We start from the raw sequence: 17,349 nt of genomic DNA on the forward strand, positions 1-17,349 counted from the left end.
TCCCAATTTGCCCGGCGCTCGCCGACGAAAGTGCAAGGTTTTTGAACCTCTGGATGCTATAGTCTTGCACTTGCTTGGTGAAAAAATGCTCAAAACCCTTACCTAGACTATGTTTCACTTTTGTTCAGCAAGCCCTAAGTATGGTTTTTGAAAAAAGTTTCTAAAATAGTTGCTAATTAGCCAAAAAACTATGGCAAAATTACTCTAGAACATTTCCGGCAATTTTTAGATCAAATAAAAGAAACTCAAAAGCACCAGTGAAATCACTAGATTTTTAATGATCTGGATCTTCAATTCAGTGTTTCCTTTGTTACCATTTTGATTGGTATATTTGCTCCAACGGCTGAAACAACCAGTTTTTATTTAATTGATAGCAATATATCGGCTAGAAATTTAGACCTGATACATGAAAAACCGTGCTTCTAGTGATAAAAATAATCAGTACTTCCGTACTGAACATCTTAAGACTGACTTGAAAGGGCGCTCTGTTAGGGGTGGAGCAGTTACTCTTGGTGCCCAAAGTGTGAAATTTTGCTTGACTCTAGGATCAAATGTGGTGTTGGCTCGATTATTAACACCACAAGATTATGGCTTGGTAGGTATGGTAACTGTAGTTACTGGTCTTGTCGCCATATTTAAAGACTTGGGGTTGTCAGCGGCAACTGTTCAGAAGGAAGAGATTAATCACCAGCAAGTTAGTACCCTATTTTGGGTGAACGTAGCACTAGGTATCGTAACTATGCTAGTTACGGTAGCGATCGCACCCGTAATCGCTTGGTTTTATCAGGAACCACGCTTGTTCTGGATTACTCTAAGTCTAGGATCGGGATTTATTATCAGTGGGTTGGGTGTTCAACACTCTGCTTTGCTCAACCGCCAGATGCAGTACAAAGCGCTGACGATCAACGAGATTGTATCTGTAACGATTGGCATTGGAAGTGCGATCGTTGCGGCCAGATTTGGTTTAGGCTATTGGGCTCTGGTAATTTTGCCACTAGTGACGGGAATTGTTAGCACTGTCGGACTTTGGACTGTATGTAGCTGGCGTCCAAGTCTTCCTGCTAGACAATCAGGAGTGCGCTCTATGCTAGTTTTTGGTGGCAATCTAACTGGCTTCAATATTGTCAATTACTTTGCCCGTAACCTTGATAATTTACTTATCGGAAAAGTTTGGGGAGCGCAACAGTTAGGTTTATATGCCAAAGCTTATCAATTGCTATTGTTGCCACTCCAACAAATCAATGGACCATTTCAAAAGGTAGCTATACCGGCTTTGAGTAGATTAGTCGATTCACCAGAGCGCTATCGACAAGCATACCTACGAATTCTAGAAAAGCTAACTATCATCACTGCACCCCTAGTTGTATTCATGATTGCAACCTCCGACTGGATAGTGTTGTTACTTCTGGGGCCACAATGGATTGACGCCACTCCGATATTTTCACTGCTCGGTATTGCAGCTTTCACTCAGCCTGTTGCAAATACAACTGGTTGGCTTTTCATTACCCAAGGACGCACTAATCATATGTTTCAGTGGGGAATTGTTGGCAGTATATTGTCGGCTACGGCTATTGTTTTTGGTGTACAGTGGGGAGCAATCGGTGTAGCTGCCTCCTATTCAATATCTGGTTTACTCATTCGTACACCCATATTGTTCTGGTATGTTGGACGGTCTGGCTCAGTTAAAGGCAGGGACTTGTATCGCACAATGGCGCCATCTACCCTTGCATCTTTATGGAGTTTATGTGTCCTACTAGTAAGTCGTCAGTGGTTAGGGATATTCCATCCGATAATTAGCCTTACCATAGCTTTTTTAATTAATATAGCAATAACTTTATTAGTTCTTATTGCTTTACCAGCAGGAAGAGCGGCACTTCAAGATTTTAAGAATTTAATACCATTGATCACCAAACGTAAAAGCGAAAATTCAGCATCATGACTACCATTAAAGAAATTGTTCGTCCAGTTGTCCACAAAGTACAAGATGCAAATTTTTTCTCCACTCATAAATACTTAAAAAACCAGCGCAAAATTATTTATGCTTTGACCCCTCCACCTAAATTAAAAAATATAGGAGATCATGCTCAGGTAATTGCCATCAGGCTTTGGCTACAAAAACACTTTCCGGAATTGCCAGTGATTGAGCTGGATAAAGATGAATCTAAAAAGTTTATTCCAGCGTTGAAGCAATTGGTTCAACCAGGTGATTTATTTTTCCTTCACAGTGGAGGAAATCTAGGCAATCGTGGTATTTGGTCTGAGACTATTCGGCGTTTACTGATCAGTTCCTTCCCTCAGAACCAAATTGTTAGTTTACCACAAACGATTTCCTTTAGTGATACTCCAACTGGCAGAACAGAGAGGGAGAATACACGCCAAATTTATGCTACTCACCCAAATCTCACAGTCATAGGTCGCGATCCGCAAAGTGGTGAGTTGGCTAAAGAGTTATTTCCCAAAGCTCAAACATTCTGTATGCCTGACTTCGTACTTTCATTACCTCCAAGGCAGTCAGATAGAAAGAATAACCCACCAAAAGTCCTTCTTTGTTTGCGGCTTGATGACGAATCTGCTTTAAATGTAGAGCAGCGAAAGGAAATAGCTGAAAAGCTGCCTTATGATTGCACCTACTTTGATACAACAATTGCAAGCCCTATTAAAGTTAATCAAAGACAGGACGTTTTAGAACGTGCACTTGATTTATTTCAGGCTGCGGATGTTGTAGTAACTGATCGTTATCACGGCTTAATCTTTACAGTTTTATGCCGAAAACCATGTGTAGTATTGCCAACTGTAGATCATAAATTGACTTCTGCAATGCACTGGTTTAAAGAAATTCCTTTCCTAAAATTTGTGCCTAACATTGATGCAATTCCCTCAGCGGTAGAGGAGTGTTTATCTGTTGAAAGTAGAGAAGTTCCTGATTGGAATAAAACATATTTTGATACAATTCCTAAGACAATTGGTGTTAAATGAATTGAACACTTAAGGAATTAACATTTCTCCATTAATGAATCTACCCTAAATTGAAGGATAAATGTCTAAAATACACCAAAATGAATCAGAAGAAGTATCCACTCTATTTAATACCGTAGTTACAGGTGGATATTGTATTGGTTGCGGAGCCTGTGCATCAGTTCAGGATTCACCAATTACTATGAAATTAGATAAATATGGTCGTTTTTGTGCATCACTAGACCCTTCAAATGATAGTAAAGCTTCTAATCTTTCTGTGCTGGCAGTATGCCCATTTTCAGGTGTTAGTGCCAACGAAGACCAAATAGGTCAAGAGCTTTTTAGTGAGAATTGCCAGCACCATAACCGGATTGGTTACTACTGGGCTAATTATGCTGGATTCGTCTCAGAGAAAGATTTTCGCCAGCATGGTAGTTCGGGTGGTATGGGTACATGGATTATTAATGAACTATTTAGTCAAGGTTTGATTGATGCTGTAATTCATGTGCATGGACAAAAACCATCGGAAACTGATCCGAAATCAAATTTTGTGAAAATTTGGCTGGCGTGTCATATTGCAAGCTAAGTAGTATGGCTTAATAATTGAGGATATTTATTGATGAAAATAGCTTTTATTGTTCACCCTTTTCCAAGTGTCTCTGAAACTTTTATCCTTAACCAAATTACAGGTTTAATAGAGCTTGGGCATGAAGTTGATATTTACGCTCATAAGGTAGGAAATATTTCAAAAATACACCCTGATGTTGAAAAGTATCACCTTCTTGAACATACCTACTATTATAATAAGGGCCCTGAAAATAATGTTGTGCGAATGATCAAAGCTTTGATCTGGTTAACAGCAAACTTCTCTAAACACTCTGTACCATTAATAGAATCGTTAAATTTTTTCAAATATGGTATCCAAGCTATATCCTTACAATTATTCTACGCGACGATTATACTGCTAAAACATAAACAAAATTATGACATTATCCACTGCCACTTTGGTCCATTCGGTTTAAAGGCAGTCTTATGGCGTCAAATTGGTGCTATTCAAGGAAAGATAATCACTGTGTTTCATGGCTATGACATGACCACCTATCTAAAGCAACATGGAGAGCAAGCATACGACATCTTATTCAATCTCGGCGATCTTTTTTTACCAATTAGTCAACATTGGAAACAACGCTTAATTGAAATGGGATGTACTGACAAAATAGCTGTACATCATATGGGAATTGATTGTCAAAGATTTGCCTTTGCTGTACGCAAACCTCAACCTGATGGCCAAGTTAATATTGTAACAGTCGCTCGATTGGTTGAAAAAAAAGGTGTGGAGTATGGTATTCGGGCAGTTGCTAAATTGATCGCTAGCAATTTGAATATTCAGTACACTATTGTAGGTAATGGCTACCTAAGGGAAAAATTACAACAGTTAATTAAAGAACTAGGCGTTGGTGACAGCGTAAAACTAATAGGCTCACAGCCGCAACCAGAAGTAATTGCGGTTCTCAATAACTCACATATCGTTTTGGCTCCTAGTGTAACCAGTAGCACAGGTGATCAAGAAGGTATTCCTGTTGCGTTAATGGAGACAATGGCGATGGGTTTGCCAGTAGTATCTACTCAGCACAGTGGGATTCCAGAATTAGTTCAAGACGGTATTTCAGGCTTTCTTGTTCCAGAGAGAGATGTGGAGGCATTGACTGAGAAGTTGAGCTATTTGGTCAAGCATCCAGAAGTATGGCCTGAGATGGGTGCAGCAGGTAGGAGCTTTGTAGAAAAATATTACAATATAAGTAAGCTAAATGAGGAATTAGTGGAAATATATCAAAATTTATTAGATGATAGTTCAAATAAGTCAATGAGCAATACAATATCTAACATTACTTGTAGTTCTGTTGATTCTTCTCCATAATCTTGATATCTCCATTAAAGAATTTCATTATATTAGTAGCTGAAATGTCAATTAGGCAAAGATATTGCTGAGTATTTGACTTTCTGAGCAAATTTTTGGAAATCTTGTTTAATAATCTAAAGCTGCCAAAGCGTAATGGATTCGACTTTTAGCCCTGAGAGTGTCAGACTCTGATAATTTTTGAATATTCGTAGGGGCGTTCACTTAGCAGTTTGCATAAAGTGGGAAACCTTTTTGGCAGTTTCTCTAGGGAAGGCAGTTGGTTGCTAAAGTTATAGGAACTGGTGTGGAAAGTCCTATTTCTCTTGGCATCTCACGCCACTTGCTACAATGTGGAACCCCTGCAACGCAGTGGCTCCCGTTGAGATAAAAGTCAAAAGTAGCTAAGAAATTTGACTTTTGGAGAGATTTATAGTGGTGAATTGTTAAACTTTAAGAAAAATTTTCTTGCAGTTAATCAGACCATTTAGTTTTGTGTTAGCAAAAATGGAATTTCTCTCACCATTAATTGGTCAAAATCGAAGGAACCGTGTCTTCCCGATGCAAAATCCTATTTTGTGGCTAGTGCTATTAACGTCCCTGCTACTGACTGGCTGTGTTAATTACGATATGGGGATTAACTTTGATAATTCAAATAGTGGCGAAGTAGTACAGCATATCAAGTTGGGAGAGCGCCTAACTAGTTTTAGTGGCGATTATGTGTACGAATGGTTAAACAGCATAGAACGTCGTACCCGTAAACTAGAGGGTAAAGTGCAGCGAGTTTCCCAGAAGGAAGTTATTGTAACAATTCCTTTTAGTAGTGGTAGGGAATTGCAAGAGAAATTCAATGAGTTTTTTAACTCTGGTGTTAATGAACCCTCTGGGTCTGTGCAGAGCGAATCTGACTCAGAACTGCCGAAAATTGAATCAAACGTACTCTTGGAGCAGAATAATTTTTTACTTTTAGTCCGAAATCGGTTGATTTATGATTTGGATTTGCGATCGCTCTCTCTAATCGCTAGCAAAGGTAACGTCCTGGCTAATGCTGGTTCAATTCTCGACTTGGAATTTAGCTTAAAGACTCCTTGGGGAGTCAAAAACATTCAACAAACTGAAACTGCCATGACGCCAGAAAAAAATGGCAATCAACTGGTGTGGAAACTCCAGCCTGGTAAGCTAAACCACATAGAAGCTGTTTTCTGGCTTCCTAGTCCCCTTGGTATTGGTACGTTGTTTATTATCTTGTTTGTCTGGGGAGGATTGTACTTGAGATATAATTTCATGCCAGATCCCAGAATTCAATTTCCTGCCAAAGCAGCCACCGTTCAAGATCAGTAGACTATTCATTGTTTAGTATTGTCAGCGAAGCCGATGCGTTCTCCATCGGCTTTTTTACTTACTTTATGGTAACTACTTTACTTTAGTAACTAGTTACTTTTAGTATCTGATGTAATGCTTTGAAATTGAGACTCAAAAACAGTAAAAGCAGTAAAAGCAGTAAATGCTAGCTAATCAGGAGATATTTGGTGGTAAACATTCTACATATTGATTCCAGCCCCCGTGCTGAACGATCGCACTCCAGAGAACTATCTAAAGAATTCGTCAGTGGTTGGAGGGCAGCGCATCCTGAAGATGCGATCGCTTATCGAGATTTAGGCCATCACCCAGTTCCTCACGTCGATGAACCTTGGATTGCAGCATCATTCTCACCACCAGAAACCCATACCCCAGAATTAACTGAGGCAATTAGGATTTCTAACGAGTTAGTGGATGAGTTTTTGGCTGCCGATCGCTACGTCTTTGGAGTGCCAATGTATAACTTTAATATACCTTCCACTTTCAAGGCTTACATTGACCAAATAGTTCGCCCTAACCGGACTTTTGCTATAGATCCTCAAGGCTTAAGAGGCTTAGTCGAGGGTAAAAAGGCAGTTATCATTACATCTCGCGGCAACGACTTTAGAGCGACATCTCCTTACGCTGCTTATGACTTCCAAGAACCATACCTGCGGGCAATTTTCGGCTTTATTGGGCTTACAGACATTCAATTTATTAACGCTAATAGCTTGACTGAAGGTGATGATGCCCGTACCCAATCTCTATCAGAAGCACGGGCAGCGATTCAAGATGCGATCGCGCAGTGGTAAGAGGCAGGGAGCAGGGGGGGAGAAATTGCAGTAAGTTTGTCCCCAATGCCCAATGCCCACCTCTTCTTATGGTGACAATCGCTCAATTTTCCAAGTGCCATTATCTAAACGGCTATAAAGTAAGCGATCGTGCAGACGACTAGGGCGGCCTTGCCAAAACTCAATTTTGGTGGGGATCACTCGTAAGCCTCCCCAATGAGGCGGTCGGGGGATTTCTTCATTTTCATATTTAATGTGGAACTCCTGCAAGCGTCGCTCCAGAAGTTCTCGGCTTTCTATCACCTCGCTTTGATTAGATACCCACGCACCCAGGCGACTTTTGTTAGGGCGACTTTCAAAATACTGGTCGGACTCGGTTTCAGAAACTTTCTCCACATACCCATAAATTCGGACTTGACGTTCTAGTTCTGCCCACCAGAAAACTAAAGCCACCTGGGGATTTTCTGCCAGTTCTTGCCCTTTGTGACTGTTGTAGTTGGTGAATAAGACAAAGCCCCGTTCATCAAAATCCTTGAGTAACACCATTCTGGCAGAGGGCTTACCGTCTGGGGTGGCGGTAGCAATAGTCATGGCATTTGGTTCGGGAAGTTGTGCTGCTAGTGCTTGCTCAAACCATTTTTTAAATTGGATAAAAGGATTGAGGTCAACTTCAAGTTCGCTCAAACTTTCTAAGGTATAGTCTTTACGAAGGTCAGCTACAGTTTTGTCCATTGTGATTTGTTTCCTTGCGATCAGATACGCTTATACATATCTTTGTTAAAAATATCTATGATGATGATCAGCGCCATCAAAAATTTTATAAATGCTCTCAAAGAATAACTAAAATAGGTTGCATAAAATGCGCCGTTCGGCCTCCCTTCAACGTCTATTAATTTATGGTCTGAGCGGTCCAATTATCGCTCTTAATGTCTGGCTGCTGTCGGTGCTTTTTCGCTATTTCCAGCATCCGATTACCGTCTTGAGCATTGCGGCGATTCTGGCTTTTCTCCTAAATTATCCGGTTAAGTTATTTGAACGCGATCGAATCACTCGCGCTCAGGCGGTAATCATAGTTTTACTTGTAACATTAACTTTGTTTGGAATTCTGGGCGTTACCCTAGTGCCGTTGATCATTGAGCAAACAATCCAACTCTTAAATAAGATCCCTGATTGGTTAACCGCCAGTCAAGCAAACTTAGAGCAGTTTGAGATGCTGGCAAAACAAAGACGTTTGCCAATTGATCTGAGGGTTGTGAGCAGTCAAATCAATGCCAATATTCAGAATCTGGTACAACAGCTAGCTGCTGGTGCAGTGGGATTTGCTGGAACACTGCTGTCAGGATTGCTTGACGTAGTGTTAATCATCGTGCTGGCATTTTATATGCTTTTATATGGCGATCGCGTCTGGCATGGTCTGATCAATCTTTTGCCCTCTAATATTGGAGATCCCCTGACTGCATCCTTGCGCCTAAATTTTCAGAACTTCTTCCTCAGCCAGTTGTTGTTAGGACTTTTCATGATGCTAACCCTGACGCCAATTTTCTTAGTGATGAAGGTACCCTTTGCTCTATTGTTTGCCATATTAATCGGGATTTCAGAACTCATTCCCTTTATTGGGGCATCTCTCGGCATTGGTCTAGTAACGATTTTAGTACTGCTGCAAAATTGGTGGTTGGCAGTTCAAGTTGCTATAGCAGCGATTCTCATGCAGCAGGTTAAAGATAATCTGTTAGCTCCCAGGTTACTCGGCAACTTTATTGGACTGAATCCTATATGGATTTTTGTGTCTATTTTAATGGGATTTGAGATTGCTGGGTTGTTGGGGACGCTTGTTGCTGTTCCCATTGCTGGGACTATTAAAGGCACTTTCGATGCGATCAAGAGCGGCAAGCCGAGTGACTTTGTATCAACTGTCATTATTACTCATGACTCGCCCCTTGATTAAGGCGGCAGAGGAGTTAAAACTTAAAATGACCTTCTGAGGCTGAAACATTAAGTTCTAACTTCTGATGTTTAATCACCAACAGGACTTACGCAAATAATAACCAAAACCCTTATTTTTAGGTAGGGGTAATTCATAAATTGCTCCTACAGCGTGTACTTTTGCGTAATTCCTAACCAAGTTAAAAGTTGCACAATCTAATCTCACAATTCACAATAGGATTGATTACAAATTTTAGAGGATACTGCCAGCAGGAAATTTCTGATTAAAAGAAGCGCAAGGGAATCTATAGAGTCTACGCTTTGCCAATAGTCAATGAGTTTAGTATTAAATTTACGGTCTTTTGATTCTGATTAATTAACTTAGAACCCGTTGATGGAAGCTTCCGAGCTATTAGAAACAATCACACTCTTGATCTACCAAGCCCAGCAGGGGGAAATTGACCCTTGGGATGTCCAAGTGATTGAGGTGATTGACCGTTACTTAGAACTGATGGCACCGGAGGCAATAGGAAGAGGTTATGAAGCGGACTTGTCTCAATCTGGACAAGCATTTTTGTCAGCATCAATGCTGGTATTATTCAAAGCCAATACCTTGATGCAATTGTCAACAGTCGGAGATGCACAGGATGGTGTAGAAGATGATGCCCTCTTAGAAGGTGAAGACGGTGTGTCACATCAGGGTCATCGTTTACCATTAGAACGGCAATTGCGTCGTCGTCCAGCGGCAATGCCGCCACCAAAGCGCCGGGTGACTCTGCAAGAGTTAATCGAGCAATTGCAGATCATGGCGAACCAGCTAAAATTAGTAGAAAAAGTCAATAAACCCATCCGTCCCAGACGTCAGCCTAGCGTCCAAAGTATGCGGGAGGCGCTGGAGTTAGCTCACCAAGAAAATCTGACAGAAGTTGCTGGCGAACTGGAGCAGGTGTTGAGTTTGTCTGCAAGAGAGCTAAGTTTAGAACAAAATTGGTTAAATTTAGAACAACTTGTAGAGTTGTGGACTCAAACAAAGCTTCTCAAGCAAAATGGGTCTGGACATGAGTCTAAAGACAGTAACCTAGTTAGTGTTTTCTGGGCGTTACTACTACTTTCAGCTCAATCGAAAGTAGAGCTATTTCAAGAGGAGTTTTACCATGAGATTAAAATTCGCTTACTTAAAGATTCAGCTAACCCCTGCAAACCTTTTGAGCAGCCAATGAACTAAGAAAACCAAAAGTAGCCCTACAGATAATTTACAGATTTTTGCTTCAGCCCCAAAATCCGAGTAAATTGAAAAGATAAGCGATCGCTTGTCATCTAAGTATACTTATGGTTGCAATAACCACTAAATCCCTGTTATCCCTGTCTTGAGAGATAACTTCGAGCAGAAATAAAAACTGATGATTAAGTATCACTCGATAAAAGTAAACTGGCTTGTGGTTGAGGAATAAATTTTTATGAAAGCGATGATTCTCGCGGCTGGTAAAGGTACTCGCGTGCGTCCGATTACCTATACAATTCCCAAACCGATGATTCCCATCCTGCAAAAGCCAGTGATGGAGTTCTTGCTAGAACTGTTACGCCGACACGGATTTGACCAGATTATGGTCAACGTTAGTCATTTAGCTGAGGAAATAGAAAACTATTTCCGTGATGGTCAGCGGTTTGGTGTACAGATTGCCTATTCCTTTGAAGGCAAAATTGATGACGACGGTAAACTCGTGGGGGAAGCAATAGGTTCGGCTGGAGGGATGCGGCGCATTCAAGACTTCTCACCGTTTTTTGATGATACCTTTGTGGTTTTGTGCGGTGATGCCTTGATTGACTTGGATTTAACTGCGGCGGTTAAATGGCATAAAGCTAAAGGGGCGATCGCTACTATTATCACAAAATCTGTCCCCAAGGAAGAAGTCTCTAGCTACGGTGTGGTTGTCACCGACGAAGACGGACGCATCAAAGCTTTCCAAGAAAAGCCCTCAACGGAAGAAGCCCTCAGCACCAACATCAACACAGGTATTTACATCTTTGAGCCAGAGGTATTTAATTACATTCCTTCTGAAGTCGAGTATGACATCGGTGGCCAATTGTTTCCGAAATTGGTGGAAGTCGAAGCCCCATTTTATGCCATCCCGATGGATTTTGAATGGGTAGATATTGGTAAAGTACCAGACTATTGGCGGGCGATTCGCGGTGTACTGCTGGGTGAAATCAAAAATGTGCAAATCCCCGGTCATGAAGTTGCCCCTGGTATCTACACTGGCTTAAATGTCGCTGTAAATTGGGACAAAGTGGATATCACAGGCCCAGTTTACATTGGTGGCATGACCAGAATAGAAGACGGAGCTAAAATTGTCGGTCCAGCGATGATTGGCCCCAATTGTTGGATATGTAGTGGCGCAACAGTAGATAACAGCGTGATCTTTGAATGGTCGCGCCTGGGGGCCGGAGTCCGCTTGGTCGATAAGCTGGTCTTTGGACGTTATTGTGTAGATAAAACTGGCGCTGCGATCGATGTTCAAGCGGCTGCTTTAGACTGGCTGATTACCGATGCGCGTCAGACAGTGCCATCACATACCCCTATTGAGCGACAAGCGATAGAGGAATTGTTAGGAACAAATGTAAGTTAAAGTTAGGAGTTAGGAGTTAGGGGTTTGTGTTTCACTTTCCACTTCTAACTCTTAACTTTAGAGATTTCCAACAAATAACTTATCCAATCTTGTGGGGTGGGCATCTTGCCCGCCCAGTTCATAGGGCGGGAAAGATGCCCACCCCACAAGAGTTATGTTTAATTCAGTTATGCAAATTAGATGTTTTTCAGCTTAACTCTTCACTCCTAACTCCTAACTATTCTCCACTCCCTAACTATTTAGATACGTATATCTTCTGAGACTCTGCTCGTAGGTTTGTAGCAGTCGCTGAGATTCCGCTAGGGTGATGCGCTTTTCTTCTAAAGCTTTCTCGCAACGCTGGCGAATGTTTTCCACCATGTCTTCCGAGTCATACTGCACGTAGCTCACGACTTCGCTCATGGTGTCACCTTTGACGACGTGTTCGATTTGGTAGCCTTTGGGCGTTAATTGAATGTGAACGGCATTGGTGTCGCCAAATAAGTTGTGCAAATTGCCCATGATTTCCTGGTAAGCTCCATTCAAGAACATCCCCAAATAATAGGGTTCTCCGGGCTTGTAGGTGTGCAACTCTAAAACCGACTTGACATCGCGCAGGTCAATAAAGCGATCGATTTTACCATCACTATCGCAGGTGAGGTCTGCTAATATTCCCCGCCGCGTTGGTTCTTCATCCAAGCGGTGGATTGGCATAATTGGGAATAGCTGATCGATCGCCCAGCAATCTGGTGCTGATTGAAACACTGACATATTCACATAGTAGATGGAAGCCATGATTTTCTCTAGGTCTTCCAGTTCATCGGGTACGTATTCTTGCTGTCTAGTGATGTTGAGAATTTTCTGACAACAAGCCCAGTAGAGGCGTTCGGCTTTGGCTCGTTCTCTGAGGCGTAAAATTCCTAAGTTGAAGCGGCTGATGGCTTCTTCTTTGAATTGTGCAGCGTCGTGGTACAACTCTTGGTAATTCTCTTGATTGATTGATTGATAGCTTTCCCAAAGATAATTAATAATTGGGGATTCTCCCTCTTGCGGAGGTTCTGGTTCGTCGAGGGGGACATCGCTAGTACTAAGAACATCAAAAATCAGCAGCGACTGATGGGAAGCAAGCGCTCGTCCACTTTCACTAATTAGTGTTGGTACGGTAATCTGTCGTTCAGCACAGGTATCTTTTAACTCTGCCACGATGTCGTTGGCATAGTTCTGCATATTGTAATTTTTCGATGCATAGAAGTTGGTTTGAGAGCCATCATAATCTACGCCCAAGCCGCCACCAACATCAAGGTATTTCATATCTGCCCCCAGCATCGACAATTCTACATAAATGCGGCTGGCTTCTTGGATGGCATCCTTAATCACGTTGATGGCAGAGATTTGAGAGCCGATGTGGAAGTGCATCAACTGCAAAGAATCGAGGAGGTTAGCTTCCCGTAACTTGTCAACAGCCTCGATTACCTCTGGCATTGTCAAACCAAATTTAGCGCGATCGCCACTAGATGCTCCCCAACGTCCCATACCTTGGGTACTGAGTTTAGCACGAACACCTAATATCGGCTTAATACCTAACTGGCGATTGGCATCAATCACCAAATCAACCTCTTCAATCTGTTCTAAGACGATGACTGGTGTTTGTCCTAGTCTTTGGGCTAACATTGCCGTTTCGATGTATTCTCGGTCTTTGTAGCCGTTGCAAATTAACAATGCTCCTGGTGTATCCAGGACAGCCAGAGCAATCATTAATTCTGGCTTGGAACCGGCTTCTAAGCCAAATTGATGAGGCTTGCCAAATCTCACTAAATCTTCAATCAAATGCCGCTCTTGGTTGCACTTGACGGGAAATACGCCACGGTAGACACCAGGGTAGTTGTAGCGGGCGATCGCTTTATTAAAACAAGCATTCAACCGCTCAATCCGGTCTTCCAAAATATCGGAAAAGCGAATCAACATGGGAAGTCCCAAGTTGCGATCTTTCATGGCGTTGACCAATTCAAACAAGTCTAAAGATCCGCCGCGATCGCCCTTGGGTGCCACGGTGACGTGTCCAGCAGCGCTAATCGAAAAATAAGGTTGTCCCCAACCTTCAATGCGGTATAATTCTTCGCTATCCTCAATTTTCCAGGAGCGAGGTAAATCTCCTGTGGTAGGACTAGGTGGTAACAGTTTTTTTTGCTTATGATTTTTCACTTCAGATTTTTGTCCATTGGACGGTACTTGTACCACCTCGTCAGATGTAGCAGTTGATTCAACACCCATTTCTTCCTAACCTCTGTGTTTCACCCACAAATTAACAATTTAACGCATTCATTTCAGAACCGATATGCACCCAAGGTTAATTTCTAAGATAAACTCTGATTGGTCAAGAGTCATGTGTCATTGGTCATGTGTCATTGGTCATGTGTCATTGGGCATTGGGCATTAGTGCAAAACCCTTGGACAAAAGACAAAGAGAGAAGTCTGATCTAAGGCTTCCTTAGCTCAGAACTTCGGTGATACAGCACAATTGACTAGATAAAAACTTTATTAAGTTTTGGGAGATGGCAATGGAGCGCACATTTTTAGCAATTAAGCCTGATGGAGTACAGCGTGGATTGGTGGGTGAAATTATCTGCCGCTTTGAAACTAAAGGTTTTACCTTAGTTGGGTTGAAGTTCCTGAAAGTCAGTCGGGAATTAGCTGAACAACACTATGATGTTCACAAAGAACGACCATTTTTTGCTGGCTTAGTCGAATTTATTATTTCTGCGCCTGTAGTAGCGATGGTATGGGAAGGAGATGGTGTCATTGCTGCTGCTAGAAAAATCATTGGCGCGACGAACCCCTTAACAGCAGAACCGGGAACAATTCGAGGCGATTTGGGGATTAATATTGGCCGCAATTTGATCCACGGTTCCGATGCTCAAGAAACCGCACAACAGGAAATTGCCTTGTGGTTTAAAGATGAAGAATTGGTCAATTGGCAACCGCATTTAACACCCTGGTTGCACGAGTAATGGAGAGTTAGGAGTAGGAGTTAGGAGTTAAAAATTCATAATTAATAACTCTTAATTCCTCACTCCTAACTTACTTAGAGACTTCGCTCTTTTCCGGTTCTACTTGGGGTAATTCAGTGCCAACGCGCTTGGCAAATCCCCAGCCTAAAATCAAGAAGATGGCTGTAATCATTAACCATTCTGGTGGAACTAAATTATCATTTACCACTTTCAACAACAAGCGCAAGCCCACTAACGCTACAGTTATATAGCCTGCATCCTCTAGGTTTTCATACTCGTCTAGCCAACGGATAAACAATCCCGCCATGAATCGCAGTGCGATAATACCAACTGTTGCACCCGTTAGCACTAGCCATTTTTCTTGAGAAACTGCGATCGCAGTTGTGACGCTATCCAAAGAAAATGCCAAATCTGTAAGTGCAATCACGGGGATCGCTTGCAATAAGGAGGTAAAACGCGGCCCGTGATGATGCTCGTCCTTGCTTTCTTCAGAGGTAAAGTGTTGAAATACCAACCACAGTAGGTAAGCACCGCCCAATAGTTCAAATTGCCAGAATTTTTGTACCCAGGTGGCGGTAAGAATCAGGGTAATTCGCAGCACATAGGCAACCAGTAAACCAAAGTTAAGGGCTTTACGCTCAAGTTCTTTGTCTTCTAGCCCCTGAGCGATCGCAGCCAGAGCGATCGCATTGTCAGCAGATAGCACCGCCTCTAAAAATATCAGGATCAGCAGAACTATCAGGGCTTCAACGCTGAAATGAAAGTGGAGGTTATCAAAAATTTGGTCTAGCATTCCGAGTTTCTCAAGCAGAAAAAATTAAAATTTGACAGTCACAGAGATTTGCATATTAAAAAGCGCAATAAATTGCTACTCTAATTCAGCTTAACGTGGTTGTGGTGGATTTTAAAGAGGGTTGCATCGATGCGATCGCAGTGACACTATGGTATTTCTGGTATTATTCAATACATTATAAGTTTTGATATTTAGAGCAATGCGATCGTAATGGATTGCTGTAATTTCGCATCTAGAATTAGAATATGAGAACAAAAATATGGTAAGAGTTTATGAATATTTCCTTAACGACCGAGCTTGAGCAGTTCATTCAAAGTCAGGTTGCAAGCGGGAAGTACACATCAAATGAGGAAGTGATTCTTGCAGGCATTAGGCTATTAGAGGAACGGGAACGTATTTACAAAGGTCGGTTTGAGGAACTCCAAAGGGAAATTATGATTGGGGTTGAGGAACTTGATCACGGACTACGACTTGACGGTAGAGAAGTAATTGAGCAGTTGCGTCAAAAGAACCAAGTTTTGAGAAAGACTCAGGCACAATAAATAATGAGTTTATATTTTCTATCGTTCCAAGCTACCAAAGACTTACAAGAAATTAACGATTACCTATTTACTGGAAATCCAGATGCCGCAGATAGGTTGCTCACACTCATTACTCAAAAGTTCGATACTTTGGTACAGTTTTCCAGTATGGGACGTAGACGGGATGAACTTTTACCTGCGTTGCGAAGCTTTCCAGTTGATGATTATTTGATATTTTATCGCCCAATTGCAGAGGGGATTGAAGTTGTGCGGGTAGTGAGTGGCTATCGTGATTTAGAGACGCTGTTTTTAGATGATGATTCAAGGTAATAATTTTCAGTCTATTAAAAAACAAATCTTGTTACAGTAGGCTTTAGCTTCCCATTCTAAATATTCAATTTCCCTTTTCCACCGCTCAAGCCTGTTTTCTCGGTTTTGTAATTGAGATGTTGTAGGGGTTCTGGAAGGCTGGGTATCTTGATTAGGCAAAATTCCATTATTTGCAAGCCAGATGCGGGAAAATACCTGCCAAAGAAAGACATGATCGTGCTTATCGCCACCCAGACAGCGAATACGTTTAACTGAAAGTGTGGATTCACCAAAAAGGATTTGCTGATTTCTAAAATTTTTAGGAAACAGGCGCGTCTCACCACCTCTTCCACGAAAGAATTCGACTACAAACCACTCACCAAAATCGAATATACACACCTCTGTCGGATCGCTACCATCATCCTTTAGTAGATCAACATCATCTTGGATTTGATACCCTATGGCAATTTGTGATGTCTTGGGTAACAAGATGCGAAGCTGTTCAAAGCGGTTACTGTAATTAGCCCAAAAGTCCCTGCGACTACATAGCCGATTTGACTCGAAGTCTGGTAAATCGAGCTTGTTCAATATTAGATTTACTAACTTTTGGAAATCACCATAATTGATACCTCCAATCCACTCTCGAAGTCTTTGCGTTGCTGGGTCTGAAAGTTTATACCATTTTTCACCATTTCTATAGTTATGTCTCAACCAATCAACCAGTAAAGAATGATTGGTTGCTATATCATTAGAAACATTTGTTAGTAAATAATTAACAGCTTTTATTTGCTGACTCTCTGACATTTCATCAAAACAACTTAACAGCCATTTTATTTGCTGCTGATTTGGAGAAATAATTTTAGTAAAATAGGGGGTAATGTCTTCTATAAATTTGGTAAATAATTGAATCCAAACAGGCAAATATTCTCGGATTGTGTTTAGCAATTCAGTTCGATTAAGACGTTGTTCACAAGCAATTTTTGCTAATTCTCTACCTGATTGTTTACTGCAAAGCGCCCGAATAATTTTAACTGGTAGCAGGTGACTAACTAAGTCAGAATTAGCAAAGACATCAAAAGATTCAGCTAAAGACTGTGCTAACACCTGTTCTTGCTGATCACCATAATAAAGAGCTAAACGCCACAATAGCTGATGTTGCAGCCATGAATTATAAATTGCTACCTTCCAAATAGCTGCTGATGTTTTCC

Annotated in this window: 16 protein-coding genes; 12 read left to right on the forward strand and 4 right to left on the reverse strand. The window is 41.5% G+C overall.

What is annotated here, in order from left to right; genetic code table 11:
- Positions 1-406 precede the first annotated feature (406 nt).
- The 6 genes from ACEW80_RS21975 (at position 407) to ACEW80_RS22000 (ending at position 7,002) form a co-directional block, all read left to right on the forward strand.
- Positions 407-1,939: a lipopolysaccharide biosynthesis protein gene (locus ACEW80_RS21975; RefSeq protein ID WP_373528633.1), complete on the forward strand. Its 1,533-nt coding sequence runs from the start codon at positions 407-409 to the stop codon at positions 1,937-1,939.
- Entirely contained in the window at positions 1,936-2,976 is a 1,041-nt protein-coding gene (locus ACEW80_RS21980; RefSeq protein WP_373528634.1) for a polysaccharide pyruvyl transferase family protein, read from the forward strand. The genes ACEW80_RS21975 and ACEW80_RS21980 overlap by 4 nt, the downstream gene beginning before the upstream one ends.
- A 61-nt stretch (positions 2,977-3,037) precedes the next feature.
- On the forward strand, positions 3,038-3,541 hold the full coding sequence (locus tag ACEW80_RS21985; RefSeq protein WP_373528635.1) for a coenzyme F420 hydrogenase/dehydrogenase beta subunit N-terminal domain-containing protein: 504 nt from the start codon (positions 3,038-3,040) through the stop codon (positions 3,539-3,541).
- Between the two features lie 33 nt (positions 3,542-3,574).
- Positions 3,575-4,873, forward strand: coding sequence for a glycosyltransferase (locus ACEW80_RS21990; RefSeq protein WP_373528636.1), 1,299 nt, complete (start codon positions 3,575-3,577; stop codon positions 4,871-4,873).
- A gap of 486 nt (positions 4,874-5,359) precedes the next feature.
- Positions 5,360-6,193, forward strand: a complete 834-nt coding sequence (locus tag ACEW80_RS21995; RefSeq protein ID WP_373528648.1) for a DUF3153 domain-containing protein — start codon at positions 5,360-5,362, stop codon at positions 6,191-6,193.
- A 188-nt stretch (positions 6,194-6,381) separates the two neighbouring features.
- Positions 6,382-7,002: an FMN-dependent NADH-azoreductase gene (locus ACEW80_RS22000; protein WP_373528637.1), complete on the forward strand. Its 621-nt coding sequence runs from the start codon at positions 6,382-6,384 to the stop codon at positions 7,000-7,002.
- A 66-nt stretch (positions 7,003-7,068) separates the two neighbouring features.
- On the opposite strand, the gene pdxH is transcribed toward ACEW80_RS22000, so the two are convergent.
- A complete protein-coding gene (pdxH, locus tag ACEW80_RS22005; protein ID WP_373528638.1) occupies positions 7,069-7,713 on the reverse strand; it encodes a pyridoxamine 5'-phosphate oxidase in 645 nt (214 codons plus the stop codon).
- 127 nt (positions 7,714-7,840) lie between these two features.
- Between pdxH and ACEW80_RS22010 the strand changes: the two genes are divergently transcribed.
- From ACEW80_RS22010 to ACEW80_RS22020, 3 genes are all read left to right on the forward strand, one after another.
- On the forward strand, positions 7,841-8,926 hold the full coding sequence (locus ACEW80_RS22010; RefSeq protein ID WP_373528639.1) for an AI-2E family transporter: 1,086 nt from the start codon (positions 7,841-7,843) through the stop codon (positions 8,924-8,926).
- 372 nt (positions 8,927-9,298) lie between these two features.
- A complete protein-coding gene (locus ACEW80_RS22015) occupies positions 9,299-10,129 on the forward strand; it encodes a segregation/condensation protein A (RefSeq protein WP_373528640.1) in 831 nt (276 codons plus the stop codon).
- Between the two features lie 232 nt (positions 10,130-10,361).
- On the forward strand, positions 10,362-11,531 hold the full coding sequence (locus ACEW80_RS22020; RefSeq protein WP_373528641.1) for a sugar phosphate nucleotidyltransferase: 1,170 nt from the start codon (positions 10,362-10,364) through the stop codon (positions 11,529-11,531).
- A gap of 231 nt (positions 11,532-11,762) precedes the next feature.
- On the opposite strand, the gene speA is transcribed toward ACEW80_RS22020, so the two are convergent.
- Positions 11,763-13,781, reverse strand: coding sequence for a biosynthetic arginine decarboxylase (gene speA / locus ACEW80_RS22025; RefSeq protein WP_373528642.1), 2,019 nt, complete (start codon positions 13,779-13,781; stop codon positions 11,763-11,765).
- A gap of 287 nt (positions 13,782-14,068) precedes the next feature.
- Between speA and ndk the strand changes: the two genes are divergently transcribed.
- Entirely contained in the window at positions 14,069-14,518 is a 450-nt protein-coding gene (gene ndk / locus ACEW80_RS22030; RefSeq protein WP_373528643.1) for a nucleoside-diphosphate kinase, read from the forward strand.
- A 70-nt stretch (positions 14,519-14,588) separates the two neighbouring features.
- Here the strand turns inward: ndk and ACEW80_RS22035 are convergent, their stop codons facing one another.
- A complete protein-coding gene (locus ACEW80_RS22035) occupies positions 14,589-15,311 on the reverse strand; it encodes a TerC family protein (RefSeq protein ID WP_373528644.1) in 723 nt (240 codons plus the stop codon).
- 272 nt (positions 15,312-15,583) lie between these two features.
- On the opposite strand from ACEW80_RS22035, the gene ACEW80_RS22040 reads away from it, so the two are divergent.
- Together ACEW80_RS22040 and ACEW80_RS22045 are read left to right on the forward strand one after the other, a co-directional pair.
- Positions 15,584-15,853, forward strand: a complete 270-nt coding sequence (locus tag ACEW80_RS22040) for a type II toxin-antitoxin system ParD family antitoxin (RefSeq protein ID WP_373528645.1) — start codon at positions 15,584-15,586, stop codon at positions 15,851-15,853.
- A 3-nt stretch (positions 15,854-15,856) separates the two neighbouring features.
- Positions 15,857-16,162 (forward strand): type II toxin-antitoxin system RelE/ParE family toxin, encoded by a 306-nt coding sequence (locus ACEW80_RS22045; protein WP_373528646.1) that lies wholly within the window; start codon positions 15,857-15,859, stop codon positions 16,160-16,162.
- Between the two features lie 6 nt (positions 16,163-16,168).
- On the opposite strand, the gene ACEW80_RS22050 is transcribed toward ACEW80_RS22045, so the two are convergent.
- A partial coding sequence (locus ACEW80_RS22050) for an EH signature domain-containing protein (RefSeq protein ID WP_373528647.1) occupies positions 16,169-17,349 on the reverse strand: 1,181 nt, incomplete at its 5' end.

It is taken from the genome of Nostoc sp. (assembly GCF_041747015.1).
GTDB lineage: Bacteria > Cyanobacteriota > Cyanobacteriia > Cyanobacteriales > Nostocaceae > Nostoc.

What these genes read in the sequence shown, in the direction of transcription:
- ACEW80_RS21975 (WP_373528633.1), top strand. Translation starts at nt 407, where the DNA reads ATGAAAAACCGTGCTTCTAGTGATAAAAATAATCAGTACTTCCGTACT.
- ACEW80_RS21980 (WP_373528634.1), top strand. Translation starts at nt 1,936, where the DNA reads ATGACTACCATTAAAGAAATTGTTCGTCCAGTTGTCCACAAAGTACAA.
- ACEW80_RS21985 (WP_373528635.1), top strand. Translation starts at nt 3,038, where the DNA reads ATGTCTAAAATACACCAAAATGAATCAGAAGAAGTATCCACTCTATTT.
- ACEW80_RS21990 (WP_373528636.1), top strand. Translation starts at nt 3,575, where the DNA reads ATGAAAATAGCTTTTATTGTTCACCCTTTTCCAAGTGTCTCTGAAACT.
- ACEW80_RS21995 (WP_373528648.1), top strand. Translation starts at nt 5,360, where the DNA reads ATGGAATTTCTCTCACCATTAATTGGTCAAAATCGAAGGAACCGTGTC.
- pdxH (WP_373528638.1), bottom strand. Translation starts at nt 7,713, where the DNA reads ATGGACAAAACTGTAGCTGACCTTCGTAAAGACTATACCTTAGAAAGT.
- ACEW80_RS22010 (WP_373528639.1), top strand. Translation starts at nt 7,841, where the DNA reads ATGCGCCGTTCGGCCTCCCTTCAACGTCTATTAATTTATGGTCTGAGC.
- ACEW80_RS22015 (WP_373528640.1), top strand. Translation starts at nt 9,299, where the DNA reads ATGGAAGCTTCCGAGCTATTAGAAACAATCACACTCTTGATCTACCAA.
- ACEW80_RS22020 (WP_373528641.1), top strand. Translation starts at nt 10,362, where the DNA reads ATGAAAGCGATGATTCTCGCGGCTGGTAAAGGTACTCGCGTGCGTCCG.
- speA (WP_373528642.1), bottom strand. Translation starts at nt 13,781, where the DNA reads ATGGGTGTTGAATCAACTGCTACATCTGACGAGGTGGTACAAGTACCG.
- ndk (WP_373528643.1), top strand. Translation starts at nt 14,069, where the DNA reads ATGGAGCGCACATTTTTAGCAATTAAGCCTGATGGAGTACAGCGTGGA.
- ACEW80_RS22035 (WP_373528644.1), bottom strand. Translation starts at nt 15,311, where the DNA reads ATGCTAGACCAAATTTTTGATAACCTCCACTTTCATTTCAGCGTTGAA.
- ACEW80_RS22040 (WP_373528645.1), top strand. Translation starts at nt 15,584, where the DNA reads ATGAATATTTCCTTAACGACCGAGCTTGAGCAGTTCATTCAAAGTCAG.
- ACEW80_RS22045 (WP_373528646.1), top strand. Translation starts at nt 15,857, where the DNA reads ATGAGTTTATATTTTCTATCGTTCCAAGCTACCAAAGACTTACAAGAA.